The 21007-nt window shown below is 32.9% G+C and carries 12 protein-coding genes; 5 read left to right on the forward strand and 7 right to left on the reverse strand.

Annotated elements, in window-relative coordinates; all coding sequences use genetic code 11:
• Window positions 1-222 precede the first annotated feature (222 nt).
• The 3 genes from GXM16_RS01850 to GXM16_RS01860 all read right to left on the reverse strand — a co-directional run bounded on the left by GXM16_RS01850 (window position 223) and on the right by GXM16_RS01860 (window position 6575).
• On the reverse strand, window positions 223-1683 hold the full coding sequence (locus tag GXM16_RS01850) for a glycoside hydrolase family 30 protein (RefSeq protein ID WP_163392153.1): 1461 nt from the start codon (window positions 1681-1683) through the stop codon (window positions 223-225).
• A gap of 215 nt (window positions 1684-1898) precedes the next feature.
• Window positions 1899-3458 (reverse strand): RagB/SusD family nutrient uptake outer membrane protein, encoded by a 1560-nt coding sequence (locus GXM16_RS01855; protein WP_163392155.1) that lies wholly within the window; start codon window positions 3456-3458, stop codon window positions 1899-1901.
• A gap of 30 nt (window positions 3459-3488) precedes the next feature.
• Complete coding sequence (locus GXM16_RS01860) at window positions 3489-6575, reverse strand: SusC/RagA family TonB-linked outer membrane protein (RefSeq protein ID WP_163392157.1); 3087 nt, start codon at window positions 6573-6575, stop codon at window positions 3489-3491.
• A 331-nt stretch (window positions 6576-6906) separates the two neighbouring features.
• Between GXM16_RS01860 and GXM16_RS01865 the strand changes: the two genes are divergently transcribed.
• The gene (locus tag GXM16_RS01865; RefSeq protein ID WP_163392159.1) at window positions 6907-9783 is read left to right on the forward strand and encodes a triple tyrosine motif-containing protein; all 2877 of its coding nucleotides are present in this window, start codon (window positions 6907-6909) and stop codon (window positions 9781-9783) included.
• A gap of 88 nt (window positions 9784-9871) precedes the next feature.
• On the opposite strand, the gene GXM16_RS01870 is transcribed toward GXM16_RS01865, so the two are convergent.
• Window positions 9872-10486 carry a deoxynucleoside kinase gene (locus GXM16_RS01870; RefSeq protein WP_163392161.1) on the reverse strand — a complete coding sequence of 205 codons (615 nt, stop codon included), beginning with the start codon at window positions 10484-10486 and terminating at the stop codon, window positions 9872-9874.
• Window positions 10486-11301 (reverse strand): hypothetical protein, encoded by an 816-nt coding sequence (locus GXM16_RS01875; RefSeq protein ID WP_163392163.1) that lies wholly within the window; start codon window positions 11299-11301, stop codon window positions 10486-10488. The genes GXM16_RS01870 and GXM16_RS01875 overlap by 1 nt, the downstream gene beginning before the upstream one ends.
• A 220-nt stretch (window positions 11302-11521) precedes the next feature.
• Here GXM16_RS01875 and GXM16_RS01880 point away from each other — a divergent pair, with 220 nt between their 5' ends.
• Both GXM16_RS01880 and GXM16_RS01885 read left to right on the forward strand, forming a co-directional pair.
• A complete protein-coding gene (locus tag GXM16_RS01880) occupies window positions 11522-12415 on the forward strand; it encodes a GLPGLI family protein (RefSeq protein WP_163392165.1) in 894 nt (297 codons plus the stop codon).
• A gap of 39 nt (window positions 12416-12454) precedes the next feature.
• Window positions 12455-15142 carry a carboxypeptidase-like regulatory domain-containing protein gene (locus GXM16_RS01885; RefSeq protein WP_163392167.1) on the forward strand — a complete coding sequence of 896 codons (2688 nt, stop codon included), beginning with the start codon at window positions 12455-12457 and terminating at the stop codon, window positions 15140-15142.
• Window positions 15143-15226: 84 nt separating this feature from the next.
• Here GXM16_RS01885 and GXM16_RS01890 read toward each other — a convergent pair whose 3' ends face one another.
• Entirely contained in the window at window positions 15227-16993 is a 1767-nt protein-coding gene (locus tag GXM16_RS01890; RefSeq protein WP_163392169.1) for a DUF4153 domain-containing protein, read from the reverse strand.
• Window positions 16994-17168: 175 nt separating this feature from the next.
• On the opposite strand from GXM16_RS01890, the gene GXM16_RS01895 reads away from it, so the two are divergent.
• Entirely contained in the window at window positions 17169-18638 is a 1470-nt protein-coding gene (locus GXM16_RS01895) for a M28 family metallopeptidase (protein WP_163392171.1), read from the forward strand.
• A 111-nt stretch (window positions 18639-18749) separates the two neighbouring features.
• Here GXM16_RS01895 and metK read toward each other — a convergent pair whose 3' ends face one another.
• Window positions 18750-20000 (reverse strand): methionine adenosyltransferase, encoded by a 1251-nt coding sequence (metK, locus tag GXM16_RS01900; protein ID WP_163392173.1) that lies wholly within the window; start codon window positions 19998-20000, stop codon window positions 18750-18752.
• Between the two features lie 755 nt (window positions 20001-20755).
• Between metK and GXM16_RS01905 the strand changes: the two genes are divergently transcribed.
• Window positions 20756-20926, forward strand: a complete 171-nt coding sequence (locus tag GXM16_RS01905; RefSeq protein ID WP_163392175.1) for a hypothetical protein — start codon at window positions 20756-20758, stop codon at window positions 20924-20926.
• Window positions 20927-21007 lie beyond the last annotated feature (81 nt).

Here is a 21007-nt window from a genome sequence, read left to right on the forward strand (position 1 = left end):
ATTTTAAAGCTCTGTAAATAAAAGCTCATCTTTTAAAAAACGTTAATCATATGTTTTACACTTACTTTGTAGATTCTATTTTACTTTCAACCTTGTTTTGACTTTTGAATCTTGAGCGGTCTGATTTTAGAATTGGCATTAACCATAATAATTTGTGTCATTGTGTTTTATGATTAATTAAGTGAGGGCTAATTTATTAGCCCTCCTTACTAAACAAAATAATCAATAAACTAAAGTTTGTATTGCGTGTGCAGGAATTTTTACGACTGTTTTTTCAGTTGCGACAATTAAATTATAAGTGATTTCATTATCCGTGTGATTCATTACTACAGTTGTCATGTTTCCATTTTTATTTAAGAAAGAAGTACTGGACAAATAACTTCTGCTTACAGATGTGCTTACCCTAACAGCATTGGGGCGAATAAACTTAGAAAAATGACCAATATAATAATAAGATGGCGTATAAATTAATTCACCAGTTGTGGTATCGGCATGAATAGGGGCGAAGCAAAAATTGCCAACATGGTTTGGTCCTCCAAACTGATCTAAAAGAATATTCCAATCGGTCCAGGCAACAGTTCCGTTATTAAAATCATTAATCATAGAGGTTCCATATCTTTCAGCATTTGGCCAAAACTGATATTTAGCAGCATCGAATCTTTCGACACAGCCTTCTGTAAATATTAATTTTTTATCCGGATACGCTTCATGAACCCTCGCTACATTTTCAAACATAGGCTGAGCTCCGGTCCAGGTTTCATACCAGTGGAAACCCATTCCCCAAACATATTTTGATGCTTCCGGATCTGAAAAAATTACATTTGCTCTTTGTACCATCAAATCGCGGTTATGATCCCAGGCAATAATTTTTACATTTCCTAAACCTTCTTTTTTTAATGTTGGTCCAAGAAAGTTTTTCAGAAAATCTCTCTCATCTTCGGCAGTGTACAGGCAGGATTCCCACGTTTGTGTTGCCATAGGCTCATTTTGTACGGAGGTTGCCCAAATTGGAATTCCTTCTTTTTCATATGCTTTGATAAATTTGGCATACATATTAGCCCAGGGCTGGTAAAATTCAGGTAATAATTTTCCGCCTTTAAGTACACTTTTATTGGTTTTCATAAAAGCGTTTGGCGACCATGGCGTTGCATAGGTGGGTATTTTTCCTCCGGCAGCTTTTATGGCTTGTTTGATTAAAGGAATTCTAAATTCTTTATCGTGTTCAATTGAAAAAGTCTTTAATTCGGTATCGCCTTCCTGAATATAAGAATAGCTTCCACTGCTAAAATCAGAACTTTGTATCGTTGTTCTTAGCAATGAATAGCCTATACCTTTTTGAGTATCATAATAAGCATTTAGGAATTCAGTTTGTTTTTCTTTGGATAGTTTTGCAAATATTTCGGCACTTGCATCAGTAATGGCACCTCCAATTCCAATAAAAGTCTGAAATTTTTTGGAAGGTTCTACAAAAACTGAAATTTCAGTTTCTACAGGCTGTTTAGAAGGTGAGAATTTTAAATTATCTGTAGGGGTTAACCTTAATTTTGTATTATCAGCAGTGGTGTACACTGTGATCGTTTTATTATTTGTTGTAAATTCTTTTGTCTGCTTTGGTTTTTTCTGCTGTGGATAAACAGAAAAAGATAAACATAAACAAGTAATAATAAAGCCAATTTTTTTCATTGTATATGTTTTAAATAATTTAAGACTTAGGCATAAATATTTTTTTTGAATTCTTTAAAATGATTTAAAAAACAGCCCATAATCAAAAAAGAATATGGGCTATTCTAACAACCAAACTTAACTTAACTTAACCTGAAATGATTCACGATTTGAGTGAATCCATTTTCATATTTTTAAAGAAATCAGTGCTTTTAGAGCACTGATATTTCATGTTTTTAACTACCCCAACCTGGATTTGGTGTCATCTTACTATTGTTAAGAATCTCTGCAGAAGGTATTGGATATAAGCTATGCTTATCAACAAAATTACCGTTCTTCTTAAATCCTTGGTTTTTAAGGACTGTTGCTGCATCACCCCAACGAATTAAATCAAGGAATCTGAATCCTTCAAATGCTAATTCTAATCTTCTTTCAGTTTTAATTGCGTCCAGAGTAACAGTTTTGACAGGTAAATCTACCCTGTCACGAACTTTAGTAAAATACTTCTGTGCGTCTGTAGTGTTTCCTGCTAAAAGATTTGCTTCTGCTGCCATTAATAAAACATCAGCAAACCTGATCAGTCTAATGTTTGTTCCGTAGTTTAATTCAGCAACACCCGGGCTTGCAACTGTTTCAGACTTTAAAGAACCATATTTAAGTCTGAAATAACCTTCCATTCCCCAAACCGGTGGTGCTTCAGTCCAATCCAGATCCTTATCTACTATCCAGTCTCCGCCATATTTTGTTCTAAGATCGGCAACTGACAATATTGAAGCATTTTTTCTAATAACATCACCTTCTGCATCAAATGCCTGAGCCATTTTAGCGGTTGGATAGTTAAAGCCCCAACCAGGCAGAAGTCCTGAAGTTCCTGTTGTATAATAATCTCCTCTAGGTCCCATTAATTGCCAGTTTATATTGTTTTCCATGGAGCGGTTTCCTCCCCATTGAAAATTACCCCAATCATACCCAGTAATATTATAACCAACTTCAAACAAAGATTCTAAACCGTATTCAGATTCTTTTAAAAATAATTTTGAATAATCAGGAGCAAGGTCATATTCAGTTGAAGTTATTACATCATCAAATGCATCAGCAGCTTCAGGATACATTTTTTGGTATAAATAAGCTTTACCTTTTATAGCCTGAGCAGTTCCTTTTGACATTCTAAAACGCATTGCAACAGGATACTCACTTTTTTTAGGCAGATTTGGAATAGCCTCATCTAAATCTTTGTGAATTTGCGCATAGATTTGTTCCGGAGTCGATTTTTCAAGCGCAAATTCAGATGCGCCCGGAAGTGCCAGTCTTAATGGAACTCCTCCCCACATAGAAACTAATTCAAAATAAAAAAATGCTCTTAAAGCTTTGGCTTCAGCTATCATTTGAATTTTTGCAGGCGAATCCCCTTGAGCAATATTAATGATAGCATTAGCTCTCATGATACCAAAATACATGGTTTTAAAAGAATGTTCAATTGGTTTGTTTTCAGCTGTATATGAAAAATCGTCTAATTGCTGGTAAGAAGGCTGATCACCATCTGAACCACCACCTGCGTGTGTTTCGTCTGCAGGGAATGATTTTACAACATACATAGAATTCCAGTCGGTAGTATATGCCCATTGCAGCACATCATAGCATGCAAATACACCTTCCTGAAGTTCTTCTTCGGTTTTGAAATAATCATCAGCAGCCAAAACACCATAAACCGGCTTGTCTAAGAAATCGTCTGCACAGGAAACCAGCATAATAGCTAATCCTGCAAATAAGGATATTTTATATAATAATTTTTTCATCGTTATTAATTTTTTGTATTCGTCTTTGAATTAAAATGATACTGATAATCCTGTCATGATTCTGCTTGCATTTGGATACAAACCTCTGTCAATACCTTGTGAGTTATTTGAAAAACTTCCTACTTCCGGATCAATTCCTTTGTATTTTGTAAATGTGAAGAAATCATCCAATGAAACATACAGTCTCAGGTTACTCACTTTTATCTGGCTTAATAATTCTGATTTAAAGTTATATCCTAATTGAATTTGTTTAATTTTTACATAAGAAGCATCCTGAACCATTAAATCACTTGTGTAAATGATAGGATCACTATAAGATGCTTTTGGAAAGCTATTAGTACTTCCTTCCCCTGTCCATCTGTCAGTATAAAAGAATGAAGGACGGTTAGAAGCCGGGTTATCAACTCTCGCTAATGCCAGGAAGTTTTCTCCTCCAAATGCACCTTGTGCAAAAATCTTAAGATCAAATCCTTTGTATTCAAAATCTATAGTAGATGAAATTATTACATCATGATGAGGATCTCCAATATAGGTTTTATCCTGATCTGTAATATCACCATCACCATTCGTATCAACAACTACAGGCGCACCCGGAGTTGGGTTCCATGTGGTAACATTTCCTAAAGCTGTTTTATAAGCGTCAATTTGTGCCTGATTTTGGAATATACCATCTGTTTTATATCCTCTGAAATACCAAACCGGTTTTCCTAATTCGAAAGAAGTTACAGTTCCTAATACAGGAAGATTCGCTCCGTCAACTCTTGTAAGTAATGGGTTTAAATACGTAACTTCATTTTTAATTGTAGTCAGGTTTAAGTTGATCCCGTAGTTAAATTTACGTCCGGATTCTCTCCATCCGGCTTCAATTTCAAATCCTTTGTTTGTTACATCACCGGCATTGGCATATGGAGCTGCGTAACCAGTTGACAAAGGTGGGGATGAAGGAGTTAATAAATCTTTTGTGACTTTTTTATAATAGTCAAAACCAAATGTTAATTTGTTTTCGAAAGCTCTTACATCAAATCCTAAATCGGTTTGCTCGGTTGTTTCCCAGGTAATGTCTTCGTTAGGTAATGCTTTAAGTTCACCTACAGTATGATAATTGCCTAATGCATCCGGGTATTTTAAACCATCTTTGGTAATGAATGCCTGCCATTGGCCTGCAGCAATATTAGATGTAGAACCATTTTGACCCCATGATGCTCTTAATTTTAAATGATTTACAGTTTCAGTTCCCCAAAATGATTCATTAGAGATGATCCATCCCGCAGATACTGCAGGGAAATACCCGGCACGTTTATCCGGTGCAAAAAGGGAAGAGTTATCATTTCTCAAAGAAGCCTGAAATAAATATTTATTATCATATGAATAAGTAAGACGTCCAAAATAAGAATTCATAGATGATGGCGTTATGTTACCGGATATAGTTCCCGTTACAGGAGTTTCTCCAACAGGCGCCCATTGATCACCTTCCTTAATCATACCAGATGCACGCGTATTCAAATAACGATATTCAGTGTCCTGAGCAGACATACCTATCATAGCAGAGAATTCATGCTTACCGATTGTTTTGGTGTAAGTTGCGAAGTTTTCAAACAACCATGTTTTGAAAATTCCCTGATTGTAAGTTTTAGAATTTGTAGTGTTTTCTTTAGTTGAGTTCCACCAGGCTTTTTGTGACCAGTCATCATAATTGTTGAATGCCTGCTCAATACCGTAACGTGTTGTAAAAACAAATCCTTCAAAAGGCTTGATATTGGCATATACATTACCAATAATTTTAGTTTCCTGGCTTAAACCATGGTCAATTGCAATTTGTCCAATTGGATTTGCTATTTCTCCATCAATATATTCCGAGATACCATAGTACTCTCCGTTTTTATTCTTGATCAGTACTTTTCCTGACGCCAATGCATCCTGAACATGCTGTGGCAACGCTGTTCCGTTTGGATAAAAAACAGGAGTTAAGGGATCCATTAACATTGCATGGTTCATGATACCATTAAAACTGTCATCCTCAGTAAAAGCTTTACGTTTGTTTACTGAAAGTGAGAAATTCTCTCCAAGTTCTAAATATCTGCTTACCTTGTGATTGGAGTTTAATCTAACGGTTGTACGCTTAAAATTGGTTTTATCTCCTCCAAAAATACCATCCTGACTGAAAAAATTACCTGAAAGTAAAAAAGTTGAAACTTCATTTCCTCCTGCTAATTGAAGTGTGTGGTGGTGCATTGGTGCTGCATCTTCAGCTGCTTCATCAAGCCAGTCTGTTCCTTTTTTACCTTCCCAGTCTGCTACATTTGGTCTGTTGCCCGGAGGTTTTGTTTCGTCAATCCATTTAACGTACTGATCAGCACTCATCATTTCTAATTTTGTTCTCAAAGACTGAAAACCAAATTGATTGCTGTAAGTAACTTTCATAGATCCTGCTTTTCCTTTTTTAGTCGTAATCATTACTACTCCATTACCTCCATCAGCTCCATAAATAGCCGCTGACGCAGCATCTTTTAAGATTTCTATCTTTTCAATGTCATTAGAGTCAAGGAAATCGATATTCCCTGTTCGCATTCCGTCAACCACATAAATAGGGTCAGAGTTACCGTTGGATCCTGCTCCACGAATACGAACTTTAGCTCCCGCTCCGGGCGCTCCTGATTGTGCCATAACAGTTACACCGGCAGCTTGTCCTTGTAATACTTGTGTAGACAAACCAACAGACAACGTGGCGATTTGTTCTGCTTTTATTGAAGAAATTGCACCGGTTACAACACTTTTCTTTTGCGTTCCGTATCCTACTACTACAACTTCATTTAAGGTTTGTGATTCAGGTTTTAATCTGATTTCAATTTTAGTTCTTCCATTTACAGCCTCCTGTACTGTGTTATATCCGACAAAGCTTATTGTTAATGTACCGTTAGATGGAGCACTGATTTGAAATTTTCCATCGAAGTCTGAAGCTGTTGCTTTGTTAGTGCCTTTAATTAATACTGTTGCCCCAGGGACGGGCATTCCACTTTCATCATTTACTGTTCCGTTTACCGTAACATCTTGTGCTATTGCAATAATTGAAAACAATAATGATGAAAAACAAAAAAGAAGTAATTTTGTTAATTTCATTTTTCTAAAAATTTTGGTTAATTAATTAGTAATTTGATGCAATGATAAAAGTTAAATGTTAAATAACCGTAATTTCTGATCATTACAAAAACACATCAAACTTCCAATTAATACTTTACAAAAACACATCATAATTTTTTTAAATTTTTGATTTTCAAATAATTAAAAAAATAATTGTATTGTTATAATAATGTTAATTATTCTAAAAAAACACTACATTTATTATAATGCAATTAATTCTTTCACTTATAGTTTTCATTTTGATTGCCAGTTTTAAATAAATGTAAAAATCACAATTAAATATATTATTGTAAAAAACGTTGCGATAGATATGAAATTCACAAACGGCATTTTCTGTATACTTCTATTTCTATTTACCATGGGTATTTTTTGTCAGGTAAAAAGTATAGGAACACCGAATGTTAAGAATTACAAACGGACAGAATACAAGGGAGGTACTCAAAACTGGAGTATAGATCAGGATAAAAAAGGCAATATTTATTTTGCAAATAACAGTGGGTTAATTCAATTTGACGGTTCTACATGGCGTAAATATTCTTTGCCAAATAATACTGCGATAAGAAGTTTGAAAATTGATGAATCCGGAAGAATTTTTGTAGGCGGAAATAATGAATTCGGATATTTTAAAGCGGGTGAAAAAGGAGAGTTAAAATATTATTCCCTTTCAAAGTTAATTAGCATCAAAGATGGAAAGGATATAAATTTAATCTGGAGGATTCATATTTTTAAACAAGAAGTAATTTTTCAATCTTTTACAAAAGCACTATTTTATAAAAATAACAAAATTAGGGTACTGAATGCGCCAAAAAAGTTCCAGTTTTCTTTTGTAGTAAGGAATCGTCTTTACTTTCAGGATAAGGAATTGGGAATTTTAGAATATAAAGTTCAAAAATTATATCCTTTAAAAGCAACGAAGGTCCTAAATGATAAAGAAATTTGGGCCATGTTTCCATTAGCAAACGATAAGATTCTTTTGGCAACTCTTGAAAAAGGACTTTTTATATATGATTTTAATAGTGTAAAGGAATGGAATACACACGCAAATGACTTTATAAAAAAGAATACTTCTCTCGGGGGGGCGATCATAAAAAATAAGTTTATTGTTCTAAATTCGGTTTTAAATGGTATAATAATTTGTGATTTGGACGGCAAAATAATTCAGCATTTAAATCGCCAAAAGGGACTTCAAAATAATACAATACTAACTTCCTTTGTTGATAACAAAAATAATCTTTGGCTGGGCCTGGATAATGGAATAACATTTATAAATGAAAATTCCCCTTTTACGTATTTTGATTATAGTTATAATATAGGTACAGTTTACGCATCTGTTTTGCATCAGAATAATTTGTATGTGGCAACAAACCAGGGATTGTTTTATCATTCATGGAATACTTCTTTTGCGGATGAACCTTTTAACAGAGTCGAGGGTACAATTGCCCAGGCATGGAATATTCAGGTTATAAATAATGTACTGTTATGTTCAAGTAATAGCGGAGCTTTAGTTATAGAGAATAATAAAGTTTCAAAAATACTGGACACTAAAGGATATTTTGGATTCAAACCAATAACCAAACATCCTGAGTATGCAATCGGAGAAAATTATAATGGTTTCTCAATTTTTAAAATTACATCGAATAAAGCGGAGTTTGTAAATCAGGTTCAGGGTTTTGATGAAACAACCAGTACTTTCGAAGTCGAATTAGACAATGATTATGTTTGGCTAAAGAAAAATCCATATTTATATCAGATGGAACTTTCTGATGACCTGAAAAAATTTGAGTCCATAAAAAAACATACTCAAATATCGGCAGTAAATAAGGGAATTGAAAGTCTGCAATTAATCAATAATAAAATTTACTTTCAGACAAAAAATCATTTTTACAGATTTTCTACAGATCAGAATGATTTTTTTGAAGACAGAAAGATGAGCAGTCTTTTTAAAAATATCCCGGTGATTAATACTGTAATTCAGGATTCTAAAGGAAATTTGTGGTATTCATTTCATCAGTCTATAGGGGTTTTAGAAAAAAAAGATAATGAAAAATTCGTTAGAAAAGAGACAGCATTCTCTAATTTAACGGGTAATCTGGTTAATAACTATATATCGATAAACAGAATAGACTCCAAAAATATTTTTATTGGATTAACCGATGGATTAACTCACTATGATGCTACAATTCCGAATACATTTATAACAAAACCGACTGCTTTTATAGCGAGTTTTTCTTTTCCTTCGGATACTATTATAACTGGTAATCTGAAAACAATTGACAAACTGTTTAATTTATCTTACAGTGACAATCATGTTAAGTTTACATTTTCATCCCCTGTATTTGAAAATCAGGAAAATGTTACTTATTCCTATAAATTAGAACCTTTCGAAGATACCTGGCGCAGTTGGTCTCCCATTTCAATTAAGGAATATACCAATTTAAGGGAAGGTAATTATACAATGAAATTAAGAACCAGAAACAGCTTTGGTGTACTTTCAGAAATTGATCAGGTTAAATTTACCATTTCGCCTCCGTGGTACAGACATTTTTTAGCTTATCTGATCTATCTGCTGCTAATTGCTGTAGGGATATATGTAATTTCGAACAGGATTAAACTAAAAATCAGAAAAAATAAATATTACGAAACTATCGAGCAAAGACGCTTATATCTTGAAAAAGAATCTAAAATAAGACAAGAGCAGCATGAGCTAGAAAAAGAAATTGAAAAATTAAAAAACGATAAGCTTCAGATTAAGATCCTGGCGAAAGACAAAGAGCTTGTGAACAATTCTTTGCAGGTGGTAAAAAAGAACAAAACTTTGAATACCATAATAAGCAAACTGAAAGACATTGATACTAATATATTGGACGATTCAACAAAATCGGAATTTAATAAGCTCCATAAAAGCATTATAAAAGAGGTAAATACAGATAAAAGCTGGAAAGATTTAGAAAAACATATTAAAAATGTACATTTTGATTTTCTAAAAAGATTAAAAGAAAAGTACCCAACAATTTCGCCAAGGGAATTGGATTTATCGACCTATTTACTGATGAACATGTCAACTAAAGAAATTGCAGAAATTATGAATATATCCAATGGAGGAGTTGAACTGGCAAGATACCGATTAAGGAAAAAACTAGGCTTAAATAAAAAAGAAAATCTAATCGGGTTTTTAATGGGTATATAAAAAGGAATGCCTCATGACGAAAAGTGATGAGGCCTTTTTTATTCTGTTACTTCGTGGTATTTTGTAAGCAAGTCAGGCAAATTTGTTATTAAAATAACCCATTCAATTCAGCATCAATTCTGTTAATGATGTTTCCTAAATCTTCAGGATTATCAACAAAATTAATATTGTCTACATCAATAATCAGTAATTTTCCTTTAGAATAAGTCTGAATCCACGCTTCGTATCTTTCGTTCAGACGGCTCAGATAATCAATAGAAATTGAGTTTTCGTATTCGCGACCACGCTTGTGGATTTGCCCAACTAAATTCGGAATAGAGCTTCTTAAATAAATTAGTAAATCAGGTGGCTTTACCAATGATTCCATTAATTCAAATAAGGAAGTATAATTTTCAAAATCACGGGTAGTCATTAAACCCATCGAATATAAATTAGGAGCAAAAATATGGGCATCTTCATAAATTGTTCTGTCCTGAATAATCTTTTTTCCGCTTTGACGAATTTGCTGCACCTGACGAAAACGACTGTTTAAGAAATAAATCTGCAAATTAAAAGACCAGCGTTCCATCTGATGGTAAAAATCATCCAGATACGGATTATCAACAACATCTTCATAATGGGGTTCCCATTTAAAATGTTTGGCCAGTAATTTAGTCAAAGTTGTTTTTCCTGCGCCTATATTTCCTGCTATTGCTATGTGCATTACGGTATTACGATTTTATAATTGGTAATTTCTTTAGGTGTAAAAATAGATAAAATTTGGTCTTTGCAATAGAATTTATTTAATGATTTTTCCGGGAGCTCAATTTCATAAACACTTTCAGATCCATCATTATGAATGTCTTTAAAAAATAATAAATTGGCCTTGCTGTAAATATATTGTTTTGGACTTAAAATTTCTATTTTATCCAAATCAGGAACTTTTCCCAACTCCGTTGTTTTTCCGAATATATCACAAGAGAACCAATTATTTTTTTCATCGATCCAATAAAAAGTATTAAAATCGGTTTGGTAAAATTTAATATTATCTGTTAATGGTGTCGAAACCGTTTTGTATTCGTTCTTTAAATAATCAAAAAGACTGATTTGCTGGTTCAGGGAATTGTAAACCCATAATTGATTTTGAGTAGACATGCCAATAGCAGTTACCACAATAGGAACATTATTTTGAGAAAAATTAATCTCAGTAATTTTATTTAATTGATTGTCCAGTAATATAACGCTATTGAAATCTTCGTAAAACAAAACTATTTTAAGAGGATTCAGAATATCGGTTTTAGTAATTTTTCCTAATGAGACATTTTTATATTCAAAAAATTCATTTCCTTTTGTTTTTCTGAATACATTGTTTTTTATATGGTAAGAATATCCAAAAGAATCATAACCTAAAAAATCATCAGCATCAATAGTTGTATGTGAAACAAAAGTTAGAGTTTTTTTTTGATTTTGAGCAAAAACAACTGTAAAAGAACAGACAATAAAAAGTAAAAATAAAATTTTGCGTGGTGTTTGACTCATTTGAATTGGATTTTCTAAAGAGCCAAATTACAAAAAACTAAAGTTAAAATAGATTTTTAGCTGATTTTGACTTTAAACTTTCTATGGTTGTAATAGTCTAATTAATAAGCTGTTTTGTCTATGTCTTAGATGTATTGATATATTTAACTTTAAGTATTTCTAAATTAATAATACATTTGAGTATAAGTTTTATCGGATTACTCATTTTTAAAAGAAACTAATGAAAAAATTATCATATTATTTGCTTTTAGTACTTGCTTTTAGCCAGGTACAGGCACAGAAAGATTTTCAGGGAATGGCTGTTTATGAGTCAAAAACACAGGCACCTAAATTTGATGGAATGCGCGGAGGCAACCGCGATATCACACCTGAAATGCAGAAAAGCATGGAAGAAAGAATGAAGAAGATGTTAGAAAAAACATTTATTTTAAACTTCGACAAATCGGCATCTATATATAAGGAAGAAGAAAAACTGGAAGCCCCAGGGCAGCAAGGAGGAGGAGGTTTTCGTATGATGTTCGGTTCGCTTACCGGAGGCGGTGGCACTTTTTACAAAGATGTAAAAACAAAATCCTATACTATCGATAAGGAATTTATGGGCAAAGAATTTCTTGTTGTTGATTCTCTTCCAAAATTAAACTGGAAATTAGAACAGGAAACCAAACAAATTGGAGGTTATAACTGTTTCAAAGCAACAGCGGTAAAAGCACCGAGCAAAACCGATTTCAGAAACTTCGGACCTAAAAATAATGATGACAAGAAGGATGAAACTAAAAAGTCCTCAGGTGATACAAAGACCAATTTTGCTGATAATTTTGAAATGCCAAAAGAAATTATAGTAACGGCCTGGTATACGCCGGAGATTCCGGTAAATCAGGGGCCAGAAAACTATTGGGGACTTCCTGGCCTGATTTTAGAAATCAATGATGGAACAACGACTATTTTATGTTCGAAAGTTGTTTTGAATACGAAGGATAAAGTAGAAATAAAACCTTCCAAAAAAGGAAAAGTAGTTTCTCAGAAAGAATATGATGAAACGGTTATTAAGAAAATGGAAGAATTTAGGGAAATGAATCGCGGCCGTGCTGGCGGACCGCCTGCAATGGGGAGATAGACTTCTAAAAAATCTTTATATATTAAACCTTTTCTTTTGATGAAAAAAATAGTTCTGTTTTTCACTTTTTTAATGACTTCTTTTTCTTTTGCACAAAGTGTTCGCCTGGATGGATTCATTCAGGATGACCAGAAAAATCCGCTGGAAATGGCTAATATTATGGCCATTAATAATGGTACAAAAGCAATGGACTCCTACGGAATTACCAACGATAAAGGAAAGTTTCAGCTCACTTTAAAACCAAATACTGCTTATACAATTAAGGTCAGTTATCTGGGAATGAAATCTAAAGAAATTGCTTTATCTACAAAATCTGAAAACATGACCCAGAATATTGTTATGGATGGTGTTGGAATTGAACTTGAAGGAGTTGAAATCGTGCGTGAAATGCCGGTTTCTATAAAAGGTGACACCATTGTGTATAATGCAGATTCTTTTAAATCCGGAACTGAGAGAAAACTGGAAGATGTTCTTAAAAAACTACCCGGAGTTGAGGTAAATGCCGATGGAGAAATTGAAGTAGAAGGGAAGAAGGTGAGTAAATTAATGGTTGAAGGCAAAGATTTTTTTGACGGGGACACCAAATTAGGAGTGAAAAACATTCCTGCTGATGCAATTGATAAAGTTCAGGTTTTACGAAATTATAACGAAGTCAGCGCATTAAAAGGTCTAGAAAACGATCAGGATAATGTAGCTATGAATATTAAACTGAAAGAAGGAAAAAAGAACTTCTGGTTTGGTGATGTTACAGCAGGAACAGGGGTTGCAGAACTCGACAGCCGTTATGTAATCAATCCGAAATTGTTTTATTATAGTCCAAAGTATAGCATCAATTTAATTACAAATTTTAATAATATCGGAGAATTACCAATGACAGCGCAGGACTATTTTAAGTTCACAGGCGGTTTTAGAAATATGATGAAAAAGGGAGGGAGCAATTTTAATATTTCTTCTAATGATGTCGGGATTTCGCTTTTAAGAAATAATCGGGCGAAAGAAATTGAAACGAAATTCGGTGCAACAAACTTCGCTTATTCAGTAAATAAAGTCTGGAATATAAGTGGTTTCGGAATTCTTTCGACTTCAAAAACAGATTTAGAAACAAAATCTCAAACCACAATTTTAGACTCCGGAGATCAGCAGAGACGTGAAGAAAAAACACATCAAAAAAATAATTTAGGTCTTTTTAAATTAAGTTCGACTTATAAACCAAGCGATAAATTTCAATTCGACTACGATATTTTAACCAAGCTGACAAAACAGAATGAAGGTACAGATTTACTGCGTGAATCAGTTGTAAATGATATTTCTGATGTTGAAACAATTTTAACAACTAAAAAACAGGATCCAACTTCTATAAATCAAAATTTGAGTTTGTATTATACACAAAGCGACAAAAATATATTTGCTTTCGAAATGCAGCATTTATATCAGGATGAAAATCCTTTTTACAATGCAAATCTGCGCACGCAGCCTTTTGATTTATTAGGTTATACTTCAGGCCAGCAAAGAAATGATTTGAATCAGGACCGTTTTGTAAAAACAAATAAAATAGATGCAAAACTGGATTACTATTATATGGTAACGCCAAAAAGCAACATCAATATAACGTTAGGAAATACATATTCTTACCAAAATTTTAACTCTCATATTTTTCAGATTCTGGATAACGGAAATAAAAATGATTTAAATGATCCATCAAATAATAATGATGTAAATTATAATTTTAATGATACGTTTTTAGGTTTTCATTATAAGATTTTAGCCGGAAAATTTACGTTGACGCCCGGTGTTAGCCTGCATTCATACACAATGACAAACACACAATCAGGAACAGATCATTCACAGAATTTCACAAAAGTGTTACCTGATTTTTTTGCTCTTTATCAAATAAAAAAATCAGAAACGCTGACTTATAATTTCTCTTTGACTAATGATTTTACAGACATCAATCAATTAGCAGAAGGTTATATTCTGTCAGATTACAGCAGTTTATTTAGAGGAAATCGTACTCTGGAAAATGCTACTTCACAAGTACATTCATTGCGCTATTTTAAATATAATATGTTTAATTTTGAGAATATTTTTGCTAACGCAACTTATACCAGAAAGGTAGATGCTATTAAAACAGAAGCCAATTTTGACGGAATAAACCAGTCATCAGTACCATATAATTCTAATTTGGCAGACGAAACACTTTCCGGAATGGGAAGTTATGGTCGTTCATTTTTAAAAAATTATAAAGCTTCTGCCAGTGCAAGTCTTAATTGGTCAAAATTCAATAATAGACAAAATGGACAGCCTGCAACAACTGAGAGTTTTACACAAAGTTATACTGTAAAAGTTTCAACAAATTATAAAAATTTGCCTAATATTGAGTTTGGTTATAACATGTTAATTAATCAGTATAGTGGCTCAACATTCTACACAGATAAACCTTTTGCAAGATTAGATTATTATTTTCTGGATAGTTTTTCTTTTGTTTCAGAATACGAATTCTATCATTACTATAAAGGAAACAAATCGGTAGATAACGAATATGATTTTTTAAGTGCCAGTTTAATTTATCAAAAGAAAAATAGTAAATGGGAGTATAAAATTGCCGCTACCAACTTGTTAAATACTACGTATCTTAATGATGACAGCTTTTCGCAGTTCTCAACAAGAGTTTCTCAATACACAGTTCAGCCAAGATACATTATTTTTTCAATGAAATATAATTTGTAGAAGTAATATTCAGGCTTAGTAGAATCGAAGCCTCATACTCATAAAAAGCCTTTGAATTTCTAATTTTCAAAGGCTTTTTTTATCTTATTTTTTGATTTTTATCATCACTTTAATCTGATAATGCCCCAGAATCATTTTGTTTTTTTCGTATGTTCCGCTGACGTTTAAATAGGTTAATAATACCAAGTATTTTTTTGCATCAATTACTTGAGTGATTCTTCTGTTATCATCTTTAAAGTCGCTGTTTGTTTTCACAAAATCAACAATTTTTAAAGGAATAATATCCTGATTGATTTGCAAATCGGTTCCGTAATTTTTTTCTACAGACTTAATGGAATAATTTATATTGTCAATTTTTATACAGTTTTTGCAATTGAAAGAGTCCGATTTGGATAATATGAAGGACATATCGAATCCATGAATGTTTTCAACAGTTTGGCCGTTTTTTTCGTAAAAATAATAACCAAAGTAGTTTTTGGTATCTTCTTTTGTATCGTAAGACGATCTGTATTGATACCCTAAAGCTTCCATTATTTCATTGTCAAATGGTTTGTTTTTCTTTTTAAGAAGCGTCGTTAATTTATTTTCCGAATACGGAACCATAATTTCAGCACCATAATTTTTTTTCAGGAATGAAACAATACTGCTTAAATCTTTTTCTTCTTCAAAGGTTAATTTTTTATTTTCTGGATTTTGCATATAGGTTTCAAATCTTGACAACTGACTATATTTTGAAACAGAATCAGCACTTTGCGGTCCCACAATAGAAAACAATCCTGCAAGGCACAGGCTGATAGGGATGAATTTTATTTTTGGATGTTTCTGAATCAAAAAATAAGCAACAACAATTGTCAGCCAAACTGATAAAAGCAACACATAATAGCGTTCATGTGTAAAACCGTAAAGATTGATTCGGTACAAAATTGCCCAAAATAATAAGCCCAATAACGGAATCAATAAAAAGTAAAACCATCGATTGAAAGTTCGCATCCAGAGGTTCCCGGTTTCATTCGCAATTGGATGTACAAGTAAAAAAGAAAGTATTCCGCAAATAGCAAATACAAGAACGAGATAAGAAACCCAGCCAACAGGCAGTGAAAGCGTAATAATAATCTTGGTTTCGTAGCAAATTAAAATACCCAGATAAAGACTGATCAAAGGCAATAGTACATATTTAGTGAAATTTTTAAGTCCTTTAGGGTAATTAAGAACTAATGAGACTTCGTCGTTTTTGATGTCCGGAACCCCATTTAAGAAAAAAATCGTGTTAAAAATTCCCGCAATTACAAAAAATACATGAGCATATATATTATTGTAAAAGTCAACATTAAAAAGTTCCGTAATTGCCAAAATTGCCAAAGCCAATCCGCAATATAAAACACCGCTGTATAAAATAGAGGTTAAAATTCTAAGGAAGAGCTGTTTGTTAAACTCCCAAAACTCTTCCTGATTGTAAGCTTTTGGGATAAATCCGGCAAATGAAACTAATAAATGCAAGGCTATATTTAGAACAAAAAATTGCTGTATTTCTACTTCAGTAAAGCGTTCATGAAAATTAAAGACAAACACGGCAATAAAGCCTCCTAATATAACACTGATTACATATCGCAAAAGAGCATTTTTTTTTGAGGAAATAAAATATAAACTAACAGAAAGAAATAGTACAAGGCATAAAGAACTGCTCATTAAAGCTTTTACATAATATTTCTGGTTGTGATCGTCATATTCTAATTCATTTAGAATAATAGCAACAACAGTTCCTGTAATAGAGATTACAATTTCTAATGGAAATCGAAGAACTGTTTTTTTTGTTGCTTTTAAAACGTTTTGTATTGAAGGTAATTTGCTCATTTTTTTAATCAGTTATCTTGTACTAAGAAAAGAAAATAGGAAGAAAAAAACAAATTGTACATCATAAATGAAAATACCATTTCTCTTTTTATTGTTGCGGTTTTATCAATTTTTAGATTAAATCACACTATTTTTGTTTTAAAATTGCTAAATTCGACGTGTTAAATTAAAAGATATGAAAAATAAGTTATTATTATTTTTAATTATTTCAGGGAGTGTGATGTCACAGGGAATTAAAAAGCCATTAGTTTCTGCAATTACACATCAAGATCTGAAAAATGATATGTACCAGATGGCCGGTGATCATTTTAATGGTCGGGAGGCTGGTACTTTAGACGAATTAAAAGTGTCCATGTGGCTGGCAAATAAGGCAAAAGAAGCAGGAATGGCTCCGGCTGGTGATGATGGAACTTATTTTCAGTTTTTTGATTTGTACAGACATCAGGTTACAAACAATACAAAATTTAAAATCGGACAGAAAACATATAAATTATGGAGTGAAGTTTTGATAGCTGAAACAACTAACATGAAGGTAGAAGCTCCTTTACTTTATTTGGGAACAGCCACTAAAGCTGAAATCGAAAAAACTGATGTTAAGGGAAAAGCGGTTGTAATTTTAGCTTCGAAAGAAGGAATTTCAGATGAAATTTCTCTTTTCGACAGACGCTATCCCGGTTTGGTGAAGCAAAAATATTACGATTTATTGCTTTCAAAAGGGGCCGCGGCACTTATACTTGTTGCAGATGATTTAGGAGAAAAAAGCTGGTCGCAGGTTGAACCTCAAATGACGAGAGGCGTTTACGGGATAGAAGGTTTTCGTGATAAAATACCAGTTCCTCCAAGAATGCCTGCTTTTTGGGTTCATAATGATCAGTTAGAATATTTAAAAAATACCAAAGATTTATTGTCTGCAGAAGTTGTTTCTGAAACTTATAAATACCCATCTGTAAATGTGGTTGGAAAAATTGAAGGAACAGATGCAAAGCTTAAAAAGGAGTATGTGCTTTTTAGCGGTCATCAGGATCATGACGGTGTACGTCAAAAGTACGGTCAGGATTCCATTTACAATGGTGCCGATGATAATGCTAGTACCTGTGTAGCAATGCTGGCAATTGCAAGAGCTTACAAGAAGCAACCTGGAAAAAGAACAGCTTTGTTTGTTTTTCATGGTGCCGAAGAAAGAGGGCTATTAGGTTCAAGTTGGTATGCATCACATCCAACGGTTCCTGAAAAAGATATTATTGCAGTTTTAAATGGTGATATGATTGGTAGAAATAATGTAAATCAGGCAGCGTTGTTGGGCTCAAGTTCACCTCATGAAAATTCATCCGATTTGGTAGCAATCGCTAAAAAAGCAAATGACGAAGGACCAAAATTTGATCTTGACAAACTTTGGGACAGACCGGAACACCCTGAGTATTTTTATTTCCGTTCAGATCATCTGCCATATGCAAGAAAAGGAATTCCCGCTGTTTTTTTTACAAGTGTTTTGCATAGTGAATACCATACTCCAATGGATGAATCTGAAAATATTGATTATGTAAAACTGCATAAAATGACCGAATGGATATACAGAACGGGATGGATTTTATCAAATGATTCCAATCGTCCTAAAACACTTCCAAATGTGCAACTTGAAAGATAAGCTGATTTTATAAAAAAACCGATTTCTTTTTAGAAATCGGTTTTTTTATATTTAAGAATAAGTAAGATGTCAGAGAATCTAAACAATCTATGCTATTCTAATAATTTAGAATTACAATCCAAATGCAGCTTTTACTTTATCTACAAAATCAAGTTTTTCCCATGTAAACAATTCGACAGTAACTGTTTTGGCATTTCCTCCAGGAGCTGCAAAAGTTTTAGTTACAACTTCCGGTTTACGTCCCATGTGCCCGTAAGCAGCAGTTTCACTGTATATAGGATTTCTTAATTTTAAACGTTGCTCAATAAAATAAGGACGCATATCAAAAATAGCTTCTACTTTTTTAGCAATTTCACCGTTAGTTAAGTTTACTTTAGAAGTTCCGTAAGTTTCAATGAAAATTCCCATTGGTTCAGCCACTCCAATTGCATAAGAAACCTGAACTAAGATTTCGTCAGCAACACCCGCAGCCACTAAGTTTTTAGCAATATGACGGGTTGCATAAGCAGCACTTCTGTCTACTTTACTAGGATCTTTACCAGAGAATGCACCACCACCATGAGCACCTTTTCCACCGTAAGTATCAACAATGATTTTTCTTCCTGTTAAACCAGTATCTCCGTGAGGTCCCCCAATAACGAATTTTCCTGTTGGGTTAATATGGTAATTGATTTTATCATTGAATAAATGAGCGTGTTCCGGGTTTTTAGCAATAATCCTTGGAATCAAAATTTCAACAATATCTTTTTTGATTTTCGCCAGCATAGTCGCTTCTTCATCAAAATCATCATGCTGAGTAGAGATAACAATCGCATCAATACGGGTTGGTTTGTTATCGTCACTGTATTCTAAAGTAACCTGGGATTTAGCATCCGGGCGTAAATAAGTGATTTCTTTGCTTTCACGTCTTAAAATGGCTAATTCCTGTAATAATTTATGTGACAAATCAAGCGCCAATGGCATATAGTTTTCAGTTTCATTTGTAGCGTAACCAAACATCATTCCCTGATCACCTGCACCTTGTTCCTCTGGCTTAGCTCTGTCAACCCCCTGATTAATATCAGCAGACTGTTCGTGAATTGCAGAAAGAATTCCACAAGAATTTGCCTCAAACATATACTCGCTTTTTGTATATCCAATTTTACGGATTACTTCACGGGCGATTTGCTGTACATCAAGATAGGTATTCGATTTTACTTCCCCGGCCAAAATTACCTGACCAGTTGTAACTAAAGTTTCACACGCAACTTTTGAGTCAGCATCAAATGCTAAGAAGTTATCAATTAATGCATCCGAAATTTGATCTGCAACTTTGTCCGGATGCCCTTCACTAACAGATTCTGACGTAAATAAATAAGCCATAATAATGTATTAAATTAAAATTAAGCGAGGAAAATAATTGCTGAAATAACTAAAGAAGAGTTTCTGCTTTAGCATTTTTTACTACCGAAATCAATCTTTCAGCATCCATAACGAACCATTTCATTATGAAGAGGTTGCAATCAGTTCAAATTTTTCCTCTATATTCGGGTGCAAAAGTACAAAACCATTTTGATTTGCAAATTAAAGTTCAACTTTTTTTATTTTCCTGAAGAGAAATTTAACAGTAGTATATTAAATTGATAGGGTAATTGAAATTAATTTGCTTTTTGTTTGGTAGTTTGAAAAAAAGTCCTCAAATTTGCTAAACAAAAGAAAACAAAATGAATTTAATCGCTAAAAATATGTGCTGTATGATGTCGGAAACTTCCGCAGAGTTCGCTATTGTTTAGTGTTAAATCTAAAATAACAATGGGCCTCTGCAATCGCAGAGGTTTTTTTTTTGAATACAATTTAACATAACGAAAAAATAAACAATTAAGATGTTTTAGGTATTAAGATTTTGGAATTAATTTTTAAATGTACATTGCTTAAATTGTTTTAAAATAAAAATAAAAATAAAAATGAATAATACAGTAGTAAATAAAATGATGATGTGTTGTAAGATGCCAATGTGTATCCCGATTTACTGTTGCCGAAAGTGAAAGATAAAATCTTTGTTATAGTTCCTAACTATAAGCCCTTTTGGTAGCCATCCGAAAGGGCTTTTTTTATTTCATTAATTAAAATTAAAAATCATGAAAATCATATATAGAATCTTAAAGTCAATTAACCCGAAAAGTATTTTCGGAATAATTCAAAATCAAAAACCAAATTTCAGTTTGCAAAAAGGAAAGTTATATTCAGACGAAACAAATTCATTGCTTTCACATATGTATTCTGCCGAAAATGAGAACCTTTTTATTTGAATGAAACCAATTTCAAAAAACCAATTTCAATAAATAATAATAAAAAAATAAGAATAGTAATAATCTAAAACTAAAGAAATC

Origin of the sequence: Flavobacterium limi, assembly GCF_010645075.1 — a bacterium.
Lineage (GTDB): Bacteria > Bacteroidota > Bacteroidia > Flavobacteriales > Flavobacteriaceae > Flavobacterium > Flavobacterium limi.